The 18,011-nt window shown below is 64.9% G+C and carries 17 protein-coding genes; 8 read left to right on the top strand and 9 right to left on the bottom strand.

From position 1 onward, the window contains the following. Positions 1–15: 15 nt before the first annotated feature. The 6 genes from PHP91_RS01300 to PHP91_RS01275 form a co-directional block, all read right to left on the bottom strand. The gene (locus tag PHP91_RS01300) at positions 16–399 is read right to left on the bottom strand and encodes a response regulator (protein WP_300135749.1); all 384 of its coding nucleotides are present in this window, start codon (positions 397–399) and stop codon (positions 16–18) included. A 122-nt stretch (positions 400–521) separates the two neighbouring features. Next, positions 522–1,070, bottom strand: coding sequence for a YIP1 family protein (locus tag PHP91_RS01295; protein ID WP_300135747.1), 549 nt, complete (start codon positions 1,068–1,070; stop codon positions 522–524). A gap of 19 nt (positions 1,071–1,089) precedes the next feature. Then, the gene (locus PHP91_RS01290) at positions 1,090–1,239 is read right to left on the bottom strand and encodes a hypothetical protein (RefSeq protein WP_300135745.1); all 150 of its coding nucleotides are present in this window, start codon (positions 1,237–1,239) and stop codon (positions 1,090–1,092) included. Between the two features lie 81 nt (positions 1,240–1,320). Beyond that, positions 1,321–3,171, bottom strand: coding sequence for a DASS family sodium-coupled anion symporter (locus PHP91_RS01285; RefSeq protein ID WP_300135743.1), 1,851 nt, complete (start codon positions 3,169–3,171; stop codon positions 1,321–1,323). Between the two features lie 26 nt (positions 3,172–3,197). Then, the gene (locus tag PHP91_RS01280) at positions 3,198–4,097 is read right to left on the bottom strand and encodes a response regulator (RefSeq protein ID WP_300135741.1); all 900 of its coding nucleotides are present in this window, start codon (positions 4,095–4,097) and stop codon (positions 3,198–3,200) included. An 18-nt stretch (positions 4,098–4,115) separates the two neighbouring features. Beyond that, complete coding sequence (locus PHP91_RS01275; RefSeq protein ID WP_300135739.1) at positions 4,116–4,553, bottom strand: response regulator; 438 nt, start codon at positions 4,551–4,553, stop codon at positions 4,116–4,118. A gap of 317 nt (positions 4,554–4,870) precedes the next feature. Between PHP91_RS01275 and PHP91_RS01270 the strand changes: the two genes are divergently transcribed. Continuing rightward, positions 4,871–7,918, top strand: a complete 3,048-nt coding sequence (locus tag PHP91_RS01270; RefSeq protein WP_300135737.1) for a hypothetical protein — start codon at positions 4,871–4,873, stop codon at positions 7,916–7,918. Positions 7,919–7,922: 4 nt separating this feature from the next. On the opposite strand, the gene PHP91_RS01265 is transcribed toward PHP91_RS01270, so the two are convergent. Next, positions 7,923–9,599, bottom strand: a complete 1,677-nt coding sequence (locus PHP91_RS01265) for an ATP-binding protein (RefSeq protein ID WP_300135735.1) — start codon at positions 9,597–9,599, stop codon at positions 7,923–7,925. A 227-nt stretch (positions 9,600–9,826) separates the two neighbouring features. Between PHP91_RS01265 and PHP91_RS01260 the strand changes: the two genes are divergently transcribed. The 7 genes from PHP91_RS01260 to PHP91_RS01230 all read left to right on the top strand — a co-directional run bounded on the left by PHP91_RS01260 (position 9,827) and on the right by PHP91_RS01230 (position 16,360). Further along, complete coding sequence (locus tag PHP91_RS01260) at positions 9,827–12,343, top strand: sigma-54 dependent transcriptional regulator (protein ID WP_300135733.1); 2,517 nt, start codon at positions 9,827–9,829, stop codon at positions 12,341–12,343. A gap of 130 nt (positions 12,344–12,473) precedes the next feature. Further along, positions 12,474–12,686 (top strand): zinc ribbon domain-containing protein, encoded by a 213-nt coding sequence (locus tag PHP91_RS01255; RefSeq protein WP_300135732.1) that lies wholly within the window; start codon positions 12,474–12,476, stop codon positions 12,684–12,686. 158 nt (positions 12,687–12,844) lie between these two features. Continuing rightward, positions 12,845–13,303, top strand: coding sequence for a cytidine/deoxycytidylate deaminase family protein (locus tag PHP91_RS01250; protein WP_300135730.1), 459 nt, complete (start codon positions 12,845–12,847; stop codon positions 13,301–13,303). Next, positions 13,275–14,411, top strand: a complete 1,137-nt coding sequence (ribD, locus tag PHP91_RS01245; protein ID WP_300135728.1) for a bifunctional diaminohydroxyphosphoribosylaminopyrimidine deaminase/5-amino-6-(5-phosphoribosylamino)uracil reductase RibD — start codon at positions 13,275–13,277, stop codon at positions 14,409–14,411. The genes PHP91_RS01250 and ribD overlap by 29 nt, the downstream gene beginning before the upstream one ends. Positions 14,412–14,459: 48 nt before the next feature. Further along, positions 14,460–15,224, top strand: a complete 765-nt coding sequence (locus PHP91_RS01240) for a transporter substrate-binding domain-containing protein (RefSeq protein ID WP_300135726.1) — start codon at positions 14,460–14,462, stop codon at positions 15,222–15,224. A gap of 69 nt (positions 15,225–15,293) precedes the next feature. Next, positions 15,294–15,950, top strand: coding sequence for a riboflavin synthase (locus tag PHP91_RS01235; RefSeq protein WP_300135724.1), 657 nt, complete (start codon positions 15,294–15,296; stop codon positions 15,948–15,950). An 89-nt stretch (positions 15,951–16,039) separates the two neighbouring features. Continuing rightward, the gene (locus PHP91_RS01230) at positions 16,040–16,360 is read left to right on the top strand and encodes a DUF5684 domain-containing protein (protein ID WP_300135722.1); all 321 of its coding nucleotides are present in this window, start codon (positions 16,040–16,042) and stop codon (positions 16,358–16,360) included. A gap of 48 nt (positions 16,361–16,408) precedes the next feature. Here PHP91_RS01230 and PHP91_RS01225 read toward each other — a convergent pair whose 3' ends face one another. Both PHP91_RS01225 and PHP91_RS01220 read right to left on the bottom strand, forming a co-directional pair. After that, a complete protein-coding gene (locus PHP91_RS01225) occupies positions 16,409–17,350 on the bottom strand; it encodes a PA2778 family cysteine peptidase (protein WP_300135720.1) in 942 nt (313 codons plus the stop codon). A gap of 10 nt (positions 17,351–17,360) precedes the next feature. Then, complete coding sequence (locus PHP91_RS01220) at positions 17,361–17,765, bottom strand: PA2779 family protein (RefSeq protein ID WP_300135718.1); 405 nt, start codon at positions 17,763–17,765, stop codon at positions 17,361–17,363. Positions 17,766–18,011: the final 246 nt, after the last annotated feature.

The following is an 18,011-nucleotide window of genomic DNA, read 5'->3' as shown; positions in this document are numbered from 1 at the left end:
CTCGGTCTCCCCGGATCAGTCGGACGGCAGGCGGCGCGCCCGCACCGCGTCCAGGACCTTGAAGTACAGCTCGTCCGTGCCCACCGGCTTGAGCAGGTAGTCGAAGGCGCCGCTCTCCATGCCCTCGATGAGGGCCTTGGAGTTGGCGTGGCCGGTCAGGATGATGACCGGAAGCTCGGGGTGCAGCGCCTTGATCCGGCGCAGGGTCTCCAACCCGCTCATGCCGGGCATCATCACGTCCAGGATGACCACGTCGAAGCGGCCGCCCTCGATCTTTTCCAGGGCTTCCTCGCCGCTCTGGGCCGACTCGATCTCCGCGTTGCGGCGGATGAAGCGGCGGGTATAGGCGTGCAGAAAGTCGGTCTCGTCGTCGACGAGCAGCAGTCGAATCTTCTTCATCTGAGTTCTCCCGTTTCCCCGCCAGGGTGTCCGGGCCGGTCGCCAGGGACAAGCGCCCGGCCCGGACATGGAAGGGGTTGGAAGGAAAATCGCGTCCCGCCCGGAGGCGGGACCGGCCCCAGTCATCGCAGCAGCGGTTTCAGCTCCTCGATGACGGGCGCGGCGCTCCAGAAGAAGATCAGGATCATGGCCGCGGTCAGCACGATGACCAGAGCGGCCTTGATCTTGCCGACGCCGGCGGCCTTGACCAGGCCGATGCCGATCAGCAGCGCGCGCACTGGCTCCATGATGATGGCCAGCCCGGGAATCCAGGACACGACCATGACCGCACCGCTTGAATAGGCGTAGATGTTGAAGACCTTGGCGAACGGCACCTTCCCGGTCCCGGTCATGCCGAGCAGCGTGAAGGTTATCACCGCCCCGAAGGCGGGCATGAGTATGGCGTTGAGCATCATGATGAAGCCCATCATGAGCGAGTTTTCAAAAAAGTAGGTCATGCTCACCGAGCAGAAGAACAGCGCGGAAATCATGAGGAAGAGCAGCGGACGCCGCATCCCCTCCTCCTGGCCCACACCCTCGAAGAAGCGGACCGGGGAGCGCATGACGTTAATGATGATCTCGAAATATTCCCTGATGCTGATTCTCGAACCGGCAGTGCACGTGGATTCCATTTCCCCTTCCTCCCTGTGCTTAGAACAGTCCCTGCGCGTACTCGACCACGCCCCACACCAGCAGCGCCATGGTCAGCAGGAACAGGACCCTGCGTTCGGTCCGCTTGGTGAAATAGGTGACGCCGTTTTCGTGGACAAAGGCGCGATCCTTGTTTTCACTTGCGTTCATTTTCATCCTCCGTCGTTTTGTTGGGTCCGGCGGCCCGCCCGAGAGCGGGCCGCCGGGGTTATGGAGTGACCTTACGGGGTGTTAGAATGATGGTAGTGAGCCGAAGCCGATACCGCTCCAGTAGACTGCCGTCAGAAGGATAATCATGATGTTGGCGACAAACCACATGGGCACGCCGACACGCAGATAGTCCTTGGGCTCCAGGTAACCGGAAGCGTACACGATGGCGTTCGGCGGGGTGCCGATGATCAGGCAGTAGGCGAAGGAAGACGCCACTGCGGTGGCCATGGCCATAAAGGGCAGGAACGTGGTGCCCGGGTGCACGATGCTGGCCATGTTCAGGGTGATGGGGCCGACCGCGGCGGCAGCCGGGCCGTCGGCCATCAGGTTGGTCAGCACGGCGGTCAGGCCGTTGGAGGTGAGCATCAGCGGCAGGCCGTGATTCATGCCGAGCGGGGCCAGCATGTCGACGACGGACTGGGCGAGCCAGTAAGCGGCGCCGGTCTTGTCCAGGGTGCGGCCGAAGATGATCGCGCCCGCGTACAACCACACGACACCCCAGTCCACCTTCTCCTGATAGTCGCGCCAGTTCACGACGCCGGCCAGCAGGTAGGCGACCGCGCCGGCGACCGCGATGACGCCGATGCCGAGGCGGATGGGGTAGATGCCCATGTTGTAGAATTCCTTCTCAGTGAACCATCCGAAGACCATGACGGCGAAGATGATGATCGCCCAGATCTGTCCGCGGTTCCACTTGCCCATCTTGCTGATCTCGCCTTCCAGGTGGCGCATGGCCGGGGCCAGGGAGGTGATGCGGGGCTTGAAGAGCGTGTTGCACGCGAACCAGGTGATGGGGATCATGACGAAGATGAATGGCATGCAGTACATCATCCACTGGGCGTAGCCGATGTCCATGCCGAACATGTCGTTCAGGTAGGTCATCATGATGACGTTGCGCGCGCCGCCGGAGGGAGCGCCGGGACCGCCGATGTTGCACGCCATGGCGATGGCGATCATCAGCATCTTGGCGAGTTCCTTGTCCTCGGGCACTTCGTCGGTCAGGCTGTTCTGGTAGAGCAGCATGCCGATGGGCAGGAACATGGCCGCCAGGGCGTGGTCGGAAATGAACGCCGCCAGCGGGGTGATGACGATGAAGAAGATGAGCGTGATCCAACGGACGTTGGGCACGGCCAGCTTCTTGAACATGAGCAGGCACATGCGCTTGTCCACGCCCGTCTTGACGAAGGCGGCCGCGAACATGAGCGAACCCATGATGAACCATACCGCGTCATCCCAGTAGAGCCCCGCCACCTGACTTCGTGTGACGACGCCCGTAAAGACCAGGATGAGGCCGATGCAGAAGGCCACGCCCGGCAGCGGGATGCATTCCGTCATGAAGCAGAAGACGACGAACACGACCATGGCGATGGCGACCTTGATGGACCATGCGCCCTTGTCCGCGCTCTTCTTGTCGCTCTTGGAGAGGTCGTCGTACTTGATGCCCTTGACACGGAGGTTGTAGGCCCCCTTCATCATGGACAGGTAGGTTTCGTCGGGAATGTTTTCCTTGACGTACTCGTAGGCGCGCTTGAAGTTGGTTCCGTCAGCGGGGATCTTGTACTTCTTGACCCACTTGGCGTCGCGCTTGAGGAAACGCGCCTTGGAGAGCGCGCCCATGCGCATGTTCTGCTCCATCATGCGGGCGCTCAGAATCTGCCACTGCTCGCAGTCCGCGCTCTTTTTCTGGAAAAGCTGCTGGCACAGGTAGTCGGTCACGACCTTGGGGCCGACCGAATACTGAATGCCGACATCCTTCATGCCCTGCGGCGTAGGAATCAGCAGGAGCGCGAAAAGGAGCACCACCGGAATAATGAATAGCTTCCAGTTGACATACTTGTCGTAACCGGTCGCCTTTTTCTTAGTTTGAGTCATGTCTAACCTCTAGGTATTTCTGTGATTCAGCTGGCAGCGATGATCTTGGCGACTTCGTAGAACAGCTCCTGCTCACGCACCACGCCCACGTCCTTGCCGTTGGCCTGCACCAGCATGCGCCGGGCCGGGCCGTCGACCATGGTGTTGGCCACATCCATCAGGTTGGCGTTGACGTCGATGGTGGGCAGGGAGTCGGACATGAACTCGCTTACGGGCTTGTTCATGATTTCCTTGACCCGCGAGGTGAACAGACCCTGCCAGAACATGGCGGAGTACTGCAGGGAGTCGGCCATGGACGGCTTGGGAGCGGACAGATACCCCGGCCGGATGGCGTCGACGAGATCGAGCGGGCTGAGCAGACCGGCGATCTTGCCGTCCAGGCCGGTGACCAGCACCGAGCGGTGGCCGGTGTCCATCAGGCGGTCGGTGGCCATCAGGTGACGCATGGCTTTTTCCAGCGCCTTGATGGCGTCCTTGACGGTGCTGTTCAGCGGAATCTGCGTGTAGCGCTCCAGCGGGATCATGATGTCGCCCGCCAGCTTCTCCACGTAGGGCACCTTTTTGGCGTAATCGTAGGCGTCCTTGATCTTGGCGCTCAGCAGGTCCACGTCGCAGGGCTTCGCCAGATAGTCGAACGCGCCCGTCTCGTAGGCCTTTTTCGCGCCGGGGACGTCGCCGTGCCCGGTGAGCATGATGACCGGCAGACCCGGGAGTTGCGCCTTGATGAGCTTCAGGGTGTCGTGCCCGTCCAGGCCACCCATCTTCACATCGAGAATGACAACGTCGGGATTCTCGGCCAGCTTGTCCAACGCCTCCTCACCACTGGCGGCCAGGATCGTATGGAATCCTTTGCGAGCCAGTATTTTCGCGGTAGTGGTTCGAAAGCGTTCCTCATCGTCTACCATGAGGACCTTGATGTTAACCATTGCAACCTCCTTAGTGTTCTAACGCAGCCCACCCTGCCCTTCCGGGGATTCGGCCATTTGAGCGGAGTGGATTTTTTGCTTTTGTAGGGAGACCTTCTCGAAGGCTTCTTCCGCCTTGCGGACAAAATCCTTCATGCTGACCGGCTTTATGAGGTAATCGAGGGCGCCGAGCTTCAGGCCCTCGACCGCCGTCTCCATGGTGGCGTGCCCGGTCAGGATGATGACTTCGATAAGGGGATAGTCCTTCTTGATGCGCTGCAAGGTCTCCATGCCGTCCATTCCGGGCATCTTGATGTCCAGAAAGATGACGTCCACCTCCTGCCGCGTGAGCAGGTCCAGCGCTTCCGGTCCGGACGTGGCCGTGTGGGCCTCGATCCCGATCTTCTCGAAGAGCTTCTTTGTCGTGCTGAGGAGACGTTCCTCGTCATCCACCAGAAGGATTCTCAATTGTTTCATGGCATCACCATTCGAATTAATTGCAAATTCAACTTTACCTGTTTCTCGCTTAGCAACCGTCATGCCAACTGTATCTACTCGAATTTAAAGAGTTTATTCTGGCAACTTATTGCGCAATTCGATTTTGCCTGATCTTTGATTGGCAAAATCGATTCCGACAACCGAGGCGTCATTCTCCGATGACGTTTGCCGAAAATTGCGATATGCTTGGAAATACCGGGCATGTCCGCGCGGCATGGGGCCGCCGCCGCGAGATTATGTGGCAAGGCATGGTTGCTGCATACCATCGGACGTAACTGAAACAATGGAGAGACGCCGTGACCCTGCCTTCCCTCTACTACGACAAAAACGACCACAAGCTCCTGGAAATTTTGAATGATCTTACGAACAGGGGAGTGGATCGCTCACACTTCAAGACCATTCTCGAACCCTACCTTCGCCCCCACGGCATCAAGGAACTGGCGGCCGAACCCGGTTTGCGCATCGGATATGCGATCATGCAACTGCTCCAGTCCCTGACTTCCGAACAGTCTTCGGACCGGATCAAGGCCCTCATCGCCCTGCGCGACGAAACCCTGGCCGCGGCCAGGGGCAGCATGCGCAACAACCGCGCCCGCGTGCTGGTGCAGATCGGCAAGGAACTCATCCGGGCCAGAGGCGACGACGAGAAGCAGTTGGAGCTGGCCCACGACTTCCGCCGCGCGGCCCTGGGCAAGATCGGGTTCCTGCGCCGCCAGATGAAAAAGTACCATCTGCTGGAAATGCCCGAGGAGTGGAACCAGGTCACCTTCGACGACCGGGTGCACGACGCCAACAGCAAGGGGCGCAAGTCCGCCACCCACCTGATAATGGACGCCTGGGTCAAGGGCATCCGCCACCTGACCGTGGTCTATTATGAATTCATGGAGCCCGCCGTGGCCCGCGAGCTCTTCGCCTCGGCCCGCATTCTCGATATCTCGGTGCGAGTGGGCATCGAATACCGCGCCTTGTTCCGCGGCAAACTGATAAAGATCGTATGGAGTCCCAACGGGTTGCAGGACGACTCCGACCGCGATGAATTCTTCCGCCAGGAGGCGGTGCAGGACTTGATGCGCCTGGGCCGCCAGGTCCAGGCCGACCGGACCGGCTACGTCCGCGCCGTGACCGAGCGGTTCAACGAGGTGCACCGCCAGTCCATGCAGCAGGAGTTCGGCATCCTGCCGCCCCCCATCAACTACGAGGACGTGGCCAGGGTCATCGGCACGGGCCAACCCTCCATCTTTCACCTGGGCAACCACATCCACGAGCGGCTCATGCCCCTGTTTGCGAACCGCGTGGCCGAGCTCCGCCTCCAATACGCCGAGTCCGACTACGACACCAAGGCGGCCATCGCCATGCAGATCGAGACCCTGGACTCCCTGGACGCGGAGACCATCGTCGAGCGCTACCTGGTGCCCGCCGAAAACCCGGACATCCCGGACCCGGACTCCCCGGGCAGGTGCGGCGACGCGCCCGAGCTGCTCCGGCTCGACCCGGCAGCGCTCACGGCCCGGCTGCGCCATGCCTGTCCGGCCAGCCTCCTGACCCTGATCCTCACCGACCTCGACCTGGCCGACGTCATAGAGATCCTCTACGACTGCGAGGGCCGCATCTCCCATTTCGAAATCTTCAACATCAAGTCCCTGACCGAGCTCCAGGTCACCCGGCGCCTGCCCATCAGCAAGCTGCTCCAGGCCATCAACGAGCACAACGCCGTCACCCTCAAGCGGATGATAAGCTACTGCATCGACCAGCTTGGATGCTGCGGCACCCCCGAGGGACTGGCGCAGCGGGAACGGCTGGAGGAGATCCTTACCGACTTTCACCGGCTGCTCGACCGCTACCGCCGCCACCCTCTCAAGGGGACCATCGGCAGCGGGTCCACCGGCCGTTCCACCCGGACCCACGGCATGGGCTTCGCCGTTGTGGAGACCCTGCCGCTGCGCTCTCAGCGAGAGGTGCGCTCCGCTGCTGGCGCGAGCTGCATCCCGGTGGTCTGCGACGTGGCCTCGGCCGTGGAGTTCGTTCCGCCCACGGTCCGGCCGGGCCGCCGCCGGGGGCTGGCCAACACCCTGGCGCACCTGCCGGGCGTGCGCGGCCTGATCTGCGCCAAGCGCAGCCGCTGGCGCGTCTCCGGCTACCGCATAGAGGACGGCCGGTGCGGCAACGTGGTCTCCCTGGGCGGCATGAGCCGCGAGGGCAACGGCCTGCAACTCTTCGAGGAGCTCAAGACGGGCCGGAAGAAGCCCTCGGCCGATCGGGTCAACACCACCCTGAAGAACCTGCTCAAGGTCCTGCTGGGCTTCATCCCGGCCTTCCTGACCTTCTACCTGACCAAGGAGTGGTGGGTCCTGGCCTACCTCGGCGGCGTCATCTGGTTCGCCATCACCGGGGTGCGCAACATCATCCAGTCCGTGCTCGGCGGCGGCGGGCTGCGCCGGTCCGCCTACCTGACCTGGCACGACTACATCGACTGGGAGCGCATCGCCGACTCCCTGCTCTACACCGGCTTTTCCGTGCCGCTGCTCGACTGGCTGTGCAAGTCCATGGTCCTGGACCGCGGGTTCGGCATCACCACGGCCACGGACCCGCTGATGCTCTATACCATCATGGCCCTGACCAACGGGGTGTACATCTCGACCCACAACCTGGTCCGGGGGCTGCCGCGCAAGGCCGCTCTGGGGAACTTTTTCCGCAGCGTGTTCTCCATACCCGTGGCCTTCGCCTTCAACATGGTGGTCAGTTGGGCCCTGGCCCTGCACGGCGTGACGGACGCCGCGGCCGTGCTCCAGCTCTGGGCGGCCGTGATCTCCAAGTTCGCCTCCGACTGCGTGGCCGGGATCATCGAAGGACTGGCCGACCGGGGCCACAACATCGCCATGCGGCACTGGGACTACACCGAAAAGATCCGCCAGGTCTTCGAGCTCTTCGCCCAACTGGAAATCGCCTTTCCCACCCGCAACATGCTCGAAACCCTGTCCAGGCCCGAGGAATTCATCGAGCTCTCCCGCTCGTCGGGCACGGACCACGTCTCCGAGGTCATGGCCAACGCCCTGGACCTGCTCTACATCCGCATGTACAAGCCGCGCGCCCGGGAGGCCCTGCGGCTGGCGCTCGCGACCATGAACGAGGACGAGCTGGACGTCTTCCTCGCCTCGCAGCAGATCCTGGCCGAGGAGAAGGAGGTGGCCATGCTCTTCGTCAATGGGCTGGTGGGCCGGAATTTCTCCAAGGCCCTGTCCTTCTACCTGGTCCGCTATCGCGACTATCTGGATGAACTGGATCGGGAAACGACCTACTCCCGGCACCGGCCCGAGGATGAGCCGATGCCGGAAGTGGTCTGCTGACGGGCTAGTTCCGCATGGCGGGAACCTTGATGGTGAAGGTGGTGCCCTCTCCCTTCCGGCTTTCCACGGAGAGCTCGCCGCCGAGCGAGTCGATGATGCTGTAGCAGACCGAGAGCCCCATGCCGGTTCCCTGGCCCGGGGCCTTGGTCGTATAGAAGGGGATGAAGATCTTTTCCATGGTTTCCTTCGACATGCCGCTGCCGTTGTCGCGCACGCGGATGATGGCGTTGCCCGCGTCGTCGGCCCGGGCGTCCACGGCGATCTCGCCGCCCTTGACCCCGTGGCGATCCACCACGGCGTAGATGGCGTTGTTGAGCAGGTTGATCATCACCTGCTGCATCTGGCCGGGGTCGGCCTGGATGACGGGCACGGACCGGTCCACCTCGCAGGTCATGGCGATGCCGTTGACCGAGGCCTTGTTCTGGATCATGGCCCCGACCTTGGGCAGGTATTCGAGCAGATTGATAGGCTGGAGCTGCGGCGCATCCTGCCGCCCGAAGCGGAGGATCTCGCGGGTGATGCCCGCGCAGCGGTCGATCTGTAGCCGGAACTGTTCGGCGACCTCCTTGATCTCCTTGCACAGCTCGCTTGATTCCCCCTTGGCCAGCAGGTCCTCGACGTCCAGGTCGAGCAGGGCCAGGTCGGCCTTCATGATCTGAAGCGGGTTGTTGATTTCGTGGGCGAACCCGGCGGACATCTCGCCCAGTTCGGCCAGGCGGGCGGCCTGGAGGAGCTGGTTCTCCAGCTTGCCCATCGCCTCGGCCTGGCGCTTGAGGGTGTCCACCACCCGCCGGCTGACCACCAGGGCGAGCCAGAGAATGATGGCCCCGCCCACGAGCAGGATGACCAGGACCGTGTACACGGCGACTGTGGTGGACTCGAAGGCCTCGTCCCGCTTCTGGCGGACGATGAGCCGCCACTTTCCGTCGTTCATGGAGGCGGAAGCGAAGAGATAGTCGTCGCCCGCCACGTCGCCCATGAAGGCCATGACGCCGCCGACCTGGGCGGGATAGACGAAGACATCCTTTTCCAGCAGGTCGCCGCCCGTGCGACGCCGGGTCTGAAGCACGCCGTCGTTGTTGAGGATGTAGGCCTCGCCGGAGTCGCCGACGCTGACCTTCTCAACGATGCGGCCGAACAGGGCGGAGTCCACGGTGGCCCGCAGGACCCAGACCCCGCCGTTCATGCGCCGGGCCACGGCTATGACGAAATGGGGCACGTTGCGATACCCGAGGTAGACGTCGCTGATGAAATATCCCTTCTTGAGGGTCTCCACGTACCAGTCCGCCTGGCGGTAGTCCTTGCCCTGAAGGGCATAGGGGCCGACATAGGCCGTCTGGACGCCGGACGGGTCGATCAGGCCCATGTCGCTGAAGGCGGAGCCGCCCACGGCGCGGAACGCACCGATCTCCGCCTCGGCGGTCTTGCCGGACAGGGCCTCGGGCCGGGCCAGGGCCAGGAAGGATTCCAGGTCGCCCCGCCGCTCGTTCAGGAACCCGTTGACCAACTGGCGATGGTCGGCCGCGCTCTGCTCAATGGTGCCCACGGCGAAACGCTCCGTGGTTTTGACAAAGGAATAGAACCCCACCCCGGCCGCCACCAGGAGCGGAATCGCGGGAATAAGGAGCATGGTGACGAACAGCATTCTGTGGACGCCGGAAAACAACATGTCGCTTTTCATACCGAGCCGCCTGATTCGTTGCTTGACGTTGCCAAACTAAACCTAATTATTACAAACAATTATAAATTGTTGCCAGACCTGCCTTTGCGCAAAAAAGCATGTTGGCAAATGAGCAAGCATCGTGCCATTTCCTCGTTGACAAAAGTGCCGACAACCCCTTAGGGCTCATGGAGAGGGAAGGACGGCCCGAGGGGGGGCCGACGGATATGTCACGACCGGAGGACGCCATGAAGGAACGACGGGAAAAGAATCCCCGCACTTTCAATATCCTGCCCACCTGGCTTGCGGCCCGCCTGGGGCTGCGGGGCAAACTGCTGCTCACCCTGCTGCCGTCCCTGACCGTCATCCTGCTGGTCACCGGCTACGCCTCCTACAAGGTTTCCGAAGGGTTCATCAACATCGCCATCGAACGGTCCGTGACCATGCACACCATGGCCGTGGCCCACGAGATGGAGCAGTTCCTGGAGAACTGCCGCAAGGACCTGCTTTTCTTCGCCCAGGGGCCCATGCAGGGCGCCCTGTTGCGCGAGCAGTTCGCGCGCCGCGTGGCCTCCGGCTCCATCCCCTACCTGGAGCTGTGCTACGTCCCGTCCTCGGGCGGCCAGCCGGTCATCCTGGTCCGCAGGGGCGACGCCATCGGCGAACTATCCCCCGAGGGCCACGACAGGATCAACCCCACGCCCTTCGGCGAACTGGACCGGCTGGAGTCCCTCAAGCCGGGCGAGGTGTCCCTCTCCGACATCATGGAGATCACCTACCCCATGCCCGACGAGCATTCCTCAAACCTCCAGGTCAAATCGCACGTCATACGCTTCTACACCCCGATCCCCGGCGACGGCAACAAGCCCGAGGGCCTGCTCTTCCTCTCGGTCGAGGCGACCCAACTGCGCAACATCCTCTCCCTCTACACCTCGGACGACTCGCCCATGTGGGGATTCCCGCGCAGCAACGAGCTGCGCTTCACCTATTTCTTCAACCAGGAGGGCTGGATTCTCTTCCAGTCCGAGGCGCTCAAGAACCCCGATGGCGCGCTGACCACCTACCTGGCCCGCGATAACTTCAACGGAACCCTGGGCAAGGCGGGCCACGGCGCGGCGTTCCGGCCCAACACCGACCACCTGCGATACTGGGAGGCGGTGAAGGCCATCAACCAGGGCAAGCACGGCATCCGCATCGTGCCTGCGGAGCGCATGGGCAACTCGGTGGTCGACTCCTTCTATTTCAGCTACGCCCCGGTCAATTTCCGGGGCGGCAAGGACGTCGACCCCACAACCTTCGGCGGCGTGGTCTTCGTGGACCGCAGCCAGTTGCCCGTGGTGGCAGGGTACAAAAACATGGACGTCATGTTCTTCGTGACCCTGGGAGCCGCCGTGCTGGTCTCGCTCCTGGTCTACCTCTTCGGCCGAGTTTTCACCAAGCCCATCCGCGTCCTGGCCGACAGGATGGCCAAGCTCGACTCTCTGGAAGAGATGGAGGAGATCCATCTCCCCTACAGCGGGTTCGACGTCAACCGGCTCCAGAAGTCCATCAACAACATCATCCGCAAGGTCAAGGAACAGGTTCGGGAGATCGAGGTCCGCGATGAGGCCATCCTCAACGTCAACAACCGCGAGCGCGCCTCCCTCAGACGGGAGCGGGCCGTGCTGGCCGAGGCCGAGGTCAGCCGCATTCCAGAGATCATCGGCCAGGGCCCGGCCATCTCCAGCATGAAGGTGAACATTCTCAAGGCCGCCCAGACCGGCGTGGACGTGTTGATTTCCGGCGAGACCGGCACGGGCAAACAGCTTGTGGCCGAGGCCATCCATCACCACAGCAGCCGCGCGGAGGGCCCCTTCGTCTCCATCAACTGCGGCGCGCTGGACGAGAACCTCCTGCTCGACGCCCTGTTCGGGCACGTCAAGGGCGCGTTCTCCGACGCCAAGGACGACCGCAACGGCGCGTTCGTCGAGGCGGACAACGGCACCCTGTTCCTGGACGAGATCCAGTCCGCCTCGCCCAAGGTGCAACAGTCGCTGCTCCGGGCCATCGCAACCCGCAAGATCAAACCCCTGGGCAGCGACCGGGAGCAGACCGTGGACGTGCGCATCGTGGCCGCCACCAACGTGGACCTCCCGAGCCTGATCGAGGACAAGACCTTCCGCGAGGACCTCTACTACCGCCTCAAGGTGGTCTCCATCTCCACTCCGCCGCTTCGGCAGCACCGTGAGAACATCACCCTGCTGGCCGTATACTACCTGCAGCAGGCCGAACAGTTGGCCGGGCGTTCCAACCTCGGGCTGAGCAAGGGCGCGCTGGCCAAGCTGACCACCTACGACTGGCCCGGCAACGTCCGAGAGCTGGTAAACTCCATCACCCGCGCCGCCATCATGGCCGAGACCGACACCATCCAGGCCGAGGAAATCCGCCTGGAGAACGAGTTCGACCTGCCGCGCGTGGCGCCCCAGCCCTCCGGCTTCGCGCCCCAGCGCCAACCCGACGTCCCGGACGCGGCCGAGGCCGAGGAGACGGGCGAGAACGCGGACGCCGATTTCTCCCCGGACGCGCCGCTCAACGAACGGCAGAAGGCGGCCTGGCCCGCCATCCTCCGCAACGGCAAGGTCACGCGCAAGGAGTACCAGGACATGGTCGGCGGCAGCCTGCCCACCCGCACCGCCATCTACGACCTCCAGGACTTCGTGAAGCGCGGCCTGCTGGTCAAGCGGGGCAAGGGCCCGTCCACCCGCTACGAAGTGGCCGTTTCCTAGCCCCCGCCGCCCATCCAACGCCCTTTCGCCGCCGGGCCCGCGCATTGACGCCGGGTCCGGCGGCTTGACTTTCCCCCGCCGCGCCCCATCTATAATAGATAGACACCTTCAACTCACACAAGGCGACACCATGCCCATCTATGAATACCAGTGCGAAAAATGCGGCAGCCAGTTCGAGGAGCTGGTCTTCTCCCACGAGGAAACACCCGCCTGCCCCCACTGCGGGGCCCCCGGCGCACGGAAGCTGATGAGCGCCTGCGCCGTGCGGCCCGAGGGCGAGGGGAGCTCCCCCGGCCCCATGCCCGCCGCCGGCTCCTGCGGCGGCCACAGCGGATTCGGCTGAGGCGCGTAATCCAAAGGCCCCGGTCCGGGGCCTCCATGCCGACGCGCCCCCCCGGCGGCCGGAACCATCCGGCCCGGCCGGGGCCGGCGCCGTTCACTTTCGGTGAGAGACGTGCTACACCGCACCGGTCATCTCCACCAGAATCCGCGAGGACGACCATGCCCGACAGACTCCCCTGGCCCGAATACTTCATGCGCATCGCCCACCTGGTCGCCCAGCGCTCCACCTGCACCCGCCGCGCCGTGGGCGCCATCGCCGTGCGCGGCAAACGCATCCTCGCCACCGGCTACAACGGCGTGCCCTCGGGCATCGCCCACTGCGAGGAGGTGGGCTGCATCCGCGACAAGCTCGGCATCCCGTCCGGCGAGCGCCACGAGCTTTGCCGGGGGCTGCACGCCGAGCAGAACGTCATCATCCAGGCCGCCACCCACAACCTGGACCTGACCGGCTGCGACATCTACTGCACCACCAAGCCGTGCATCCTGTGCACCAAGATGCTCATCAACTGCGAGGTGCGGAACATCTATTTCGCCGAGAACTACCCGGACGAACTTTCCGAGCAGATGCTCCAGGAGGCGGGGGTCAACTATGTCTTCATGGACGGCGACTTCTCCTAGCCGCGAGACCTTCATGGCCCGGGCCGTGGAGCTGGCCTACCGGGGACGGGGGGCCACCGCGCCCAATCCCTGCGTGGGGGCCGTCCTGGTCCGCGACGGCGAGGTGGCGGCCGAGGGCTGGCACCAGCGCTACGGCGGGCCGCACGCCGAGCGGGAGTGCCTGGCCGACGCGCGCGCGAAGGGAATCGACCCGCGCGGCATGACCATGTACGTCACCCTGGAGCCCTGCAACCACACGGGCAAGACCCCGCCCTGCACCGACGCCCTGATCGAGGCGGGCGTGGCCGAGGTGGTGGTCGGCGCCATGGACCCGAACCCCGTGGCCGCGGGCGGGGCCGCGCGACTGGCCAGGCACGGCGTCACCGTGACCACCGGCGTGCTCGAACAGGAGTGCCTGGACCTCACCGCCGACTTCCGGCTCTGGCAGGACACCCACTCGCCCTTCAACATCCTGAAGATGGCCGCCACCCTGGACGGCAAGATCGCCTCCCGGTTCCGGCGGCCCGAGGCCGTGTCCTGCCCCGAATCCTTCGCCCGCGTCCAGGAGCTGCGCGCCCGCGTGGGCGCGGTTGTGGTGGGCGGCGGGACGTTCCTGGCCGACAACCCGAGCCTGACCTGCCGCCTGGACCCGCTCCCCGACGGCTTTGTCCAGCCGTACGCCGTCATCGTCGCCTCCCGGCTGCCCGAGCGCCCCGAACAATTCGCCCTCCTGCGCGACAGGCCGGAGCGGACCGTGTTCCTGACCACCCTGGACAGTGCGCGCTCGCCCCTGGCCGACCACCTGCGCGAGCGCGGCACCTCGGTCTGGCCCCTGCCCGGCTCCCCGGGCTGCCTGAACCTGGCCACGGGCTTCGAGCGGCTGCGCTACGACCTCGGCTGCCACTACACCCTCATCGAGGGCGGCGGCCGCCTGGCCCTGCACTGTCTGGCCCAGGGGCTGGCCGACGAGATTCTCCACTTCGTGGCCCCGCGCGTCCTTGGCGACGACCAGGCCCCGGCCGCCTATGCGGGCCGCAGCGCCGCGCCCATGAGCGAAACGATGGACCTCCGCATCATCCGGACCGAGCGGTCCGGCACGGACCTGCTGCTGACCATGCGGCCCGATTGATCGATCATTAGGTTGGACAAGACCTGTTAAAACAAGCTACAGGAACACATGGTTCTCTCCTGTCGCCATACGCCGCTCCTGCTCGCGCTGTGCCTGGCCGCCCTGGCGGCGTCATTCGGCCGTCCCGCCCAGGCCGGTCCGTTTGAGAACCTCTCCTACCTGAGCGAGGAATATTACCCGTTCACGCACAATGACCACGGCGAGGTCCAAGGCATCTCCGTGGACCTGCTCCGCCGGGTCTGGGCCAGGCTCGGGGTCCAGGAGCAGCCCATCGACGTCCTGCCCTGGGCAAGAGCCTACGAGCTCGCCCGTCTGCAGCCCGGCACCATGCTCTTCAGCATGGCCAGGACCCCGGAGCGGGAATCCCTGTTCCGCTGGGCCGGGCCCATCCTCGAAGTCCGGTTCATGCTCTTCGCCAAAAAGGACAGGAAAATCCGCATCGAAAACTTCAGCCAGCTCGCAGGCCGGTCCGTCGGCATCGTGCGGGGCGATGTGGCCCACACCATCCTGGAGGCCAAGAGCCCCGCGTGCATCCTGGATGCCGTGTCCGACATGCGCCAGAACGTCCGCAAGCTCATGGAGAACCGGTTGGACATGGTGGCCTACGAGGAACACGCCTGGCCGAGCCTGATCCGCCGGATCGGCCTGGACCCGGCCCAGTTCGAGACAGTCTTCCTCCTGCGCGAGACCCCGGTCTACTTCGCCTTCCACCGCGACGTGCCGCAGCCCGTCGTGGCCCAGTTCCAGCAGGCCCTGGACGCCGTGCGCGCCTCGCCGGACTTCGGGGCCATCCTGCGCACCTACTTTCGCTGACCCGGCCGGATTTACAGGCCTCCCGCTCCCTGCTACAACTCCCTTGCACCATCGCAAGGGAGGCTTCACATGTTCACCGGACTGGTCATGGGCTTGGGCCGCATCGAGGCGGCGGAGAACCGGGGCGCGGAAACCCGCTTCCGCATCCGGCCGCTGTTCGACCTGCCCGACTTCGAGCAGGGGGAATCCATCGCGGTCAACGGCGTCTGCCTGACCGTGGAGACCTTCGGCCAAGGCTGGTTCACGGCCTATGCGAGCCGCGAAACCCTCTCGGTGAGCAGCCTCGGCGGACTGCGCGCAGGCTCCAAGGTCAACCTGGAACGAGCCATGGCCCTGGGCGGCCGCTTCGGCGGGCACATCGTGTCCGGCCATGTGGACGGCCTGGCCGAGGTGGCCGAGACGCGCCCGGCCGGCGAATCCACCATCTACCGGCTCACCTTCTCCCCGGCCCAGGGCCGCTACGTCATCCCCAAGGGGTCCGTTGCCCTGGACGGCATCAGCCTGACGGTCAACGGCTGCGGCCCGGACTGGCTGGAAGTGAACATCATCCCCGAGACCCGGAAGGGCACGACCATCGCCGAATGGACGCCGGGCCGCAAGGTCAACATCGAGACCGACGTCATCGGCAAGTACGTGGAGCGCATGGTCCAGCCCTGGACCGCCGGGAAGGACGAGCACCAGGACTCGTCCCTGACCCTGGCGCGGCTGCGCGAACTGGGATTCTGATCCCGCGCCCCCTTTTCCCGCCCCGTTGCCCCGGCGGCGCATCCGTTGTATCAGGGAAGCATCGCAAACCCTGACGCGCGGGAGGCCGCATGGGATTCATTTCGCTTCTGCTCTGCATCGTCTGGCTGGCGGGGATGTGGAAGGTGTTCGCCAAGGCCGGTGAGCCCGGCTGGGCGGCCCTGATCCCCTTCTACAACCTGTGGGTGCTGGTGCGCATCGCGGGCAAGCCCTGGTGGTGGTTCGTGGGGCTGTTCATCCCGCTGGCGAACCTGGTCGTGCTCTTCCTGCTCTGTCTCGGCATCGCCCGCAACTTCGGCCAGCCGTTCATCTTCGGCGTCGCCCTGTTCTTCCTGCCGTTCATCTTCTATCTGATCCTCGGCTTCGGCGAGATGCGCTACCGACCGGCGTGACCGGGGCGTTCGCCGAGTGAAAGTGAACGGCGCGGCCGGGAACCGGCCCTACCGGATTTCGTCCAGGGTCCGGCGGAAACTCTCCGCAAGCGGACCGCCGCAGGCCACGGCCTTTTCGGCGGCGGCCACGGCTTCCGCCTTCCGGCCCAGGCGGGCCAGGGCGTAGGCGAGGTTGTTGTAGGCCATCCCGTTGCCCGGCTCGATGGCGGCGGCGCGGGCGAAGGCGTCGGCCGCCGCGCTGGCCAGGCCCTGGGCGTAGCTCGCGTTGCCCACCCCCATCCAGGCCTCGAAGGACGCTGGCCAGCGGCCGGTCGCGGTTTCATAGGCCGTGAGCGCCGCCCCGGTCCGGCCGGCGCGCTCCAGGCCCACGGCCGCCGACAGCCAGGCCGCCTCGTCCGGTGCGGCGGGCAGCCTGTCGGGCGGCAGGACCAGCAGCCCCCAGTAGTCGGCGCGGGCCCATACGTTCTGGAAGAGCGAGAGGGAATAGCGCTTGAGCCGGGTCGCCCCGGAATGGAGGAGGATCTCCCCGGCGGCGCGGTCATAGCCCACGACCACGGCGTAGTGCCAGACCGGATGCCAGGACAGGCCGAGGTTGAGCAGGACGACCACCGGGTTGCCCGCCTCCAGCTCGGCCGCCAGGTCGCGATGGCCCGCCAGAGGATAGGCGATCCGGCCGTGCCGCCGCGCGGCCGCGACCATGGCGGGTTGCAGGCTCCCCTTTTGCGAGGCGGTGTAGACCTCCGGGGCCAGCCCGTCCGGCGTGGCCGGGTCGCCGCTCCAGCCCAGGGCCATGGCCAGGGCGGCCGGGCCGCACTGGTATTCCTCCTGGGCGAAGAACGGGACGTCGAGCGCCACGGAGGGCGCCCCCCGATCGGGCAGGGCCAGGGGATCGTCGACATGCAGGGCGCAGCCGCCCAGGACGGCCGACAGCAGGAGGATAAGCAGGCCCGCGACGCCCCGGAGGACGCCGCGCGGCCGAAATGCCGCCATGGGGGCCGGGCTACCGCTTCTTGACGAACGGGAAGACGTCCGTGGCCCCGGCGATGTCCGTGATGAGCAGGATGACGAACACGATCAGGCCCACGCCGAGGATCATGCCCAGCGCGCTCCCGCCGGCGGGCAGGGAATCGATCTTCCCCGCCAGGTCGGCCACTTCCTGGTCCGAGAGGGCGTCGATCCGGGACTGGGCCTCGTTCACGTCCACGCCGCGCTCGACCAGGGCCTGGCGCATGTCGTCGCGCTCCAGGAAGGCGCGGACCGTGGCCCGGTTCTGCTCGTTCCGGCTGGCGGAAACGGCGGTCTCGGTGGAGATCATCTCGGCCCTGGCCATGGGCACGGACACGTTCAGCGCCATCATGGCGACGATGGTCACGTAGCAGGTCCATTTCACTATCGCTCGGTACACGTCGTTTCTCCTTCACGTTTGGGCCGGGGCGGGCAGCGCCCCCGCATTTTCAACATGCCATCCCGCGTGTATTTTTGCAATTTCCCCGATCCGCACTTTTTCAGGCACGGTCCAATCCTATATATACGCGCCAAAGCCGCAACGGGTCACAACGGCGCGGGCACGGCCGGAGGCTTCCGCGTTCCTTCCCGTACGGTAAAACGGCTTGACTTTTACCGGGCAGTCCGTATCTTACCGTACGGGAGG

The sequence above is a fragment of the Pseudodesulfovibrio sp. genome (genome assembly GCF_028692895.1).
GTDB lineage: Bacteria > Desulfobacterota > Desulfovibrionia > Desulfovibrionales > Desulfovibrionaceae > Pseudodesulfovibrio.
The sequence above is the reverse complement of the archived record's forward strand: the minus strand, read 5'-3'. Positions and strand labels throughout refer to the sequence as shown.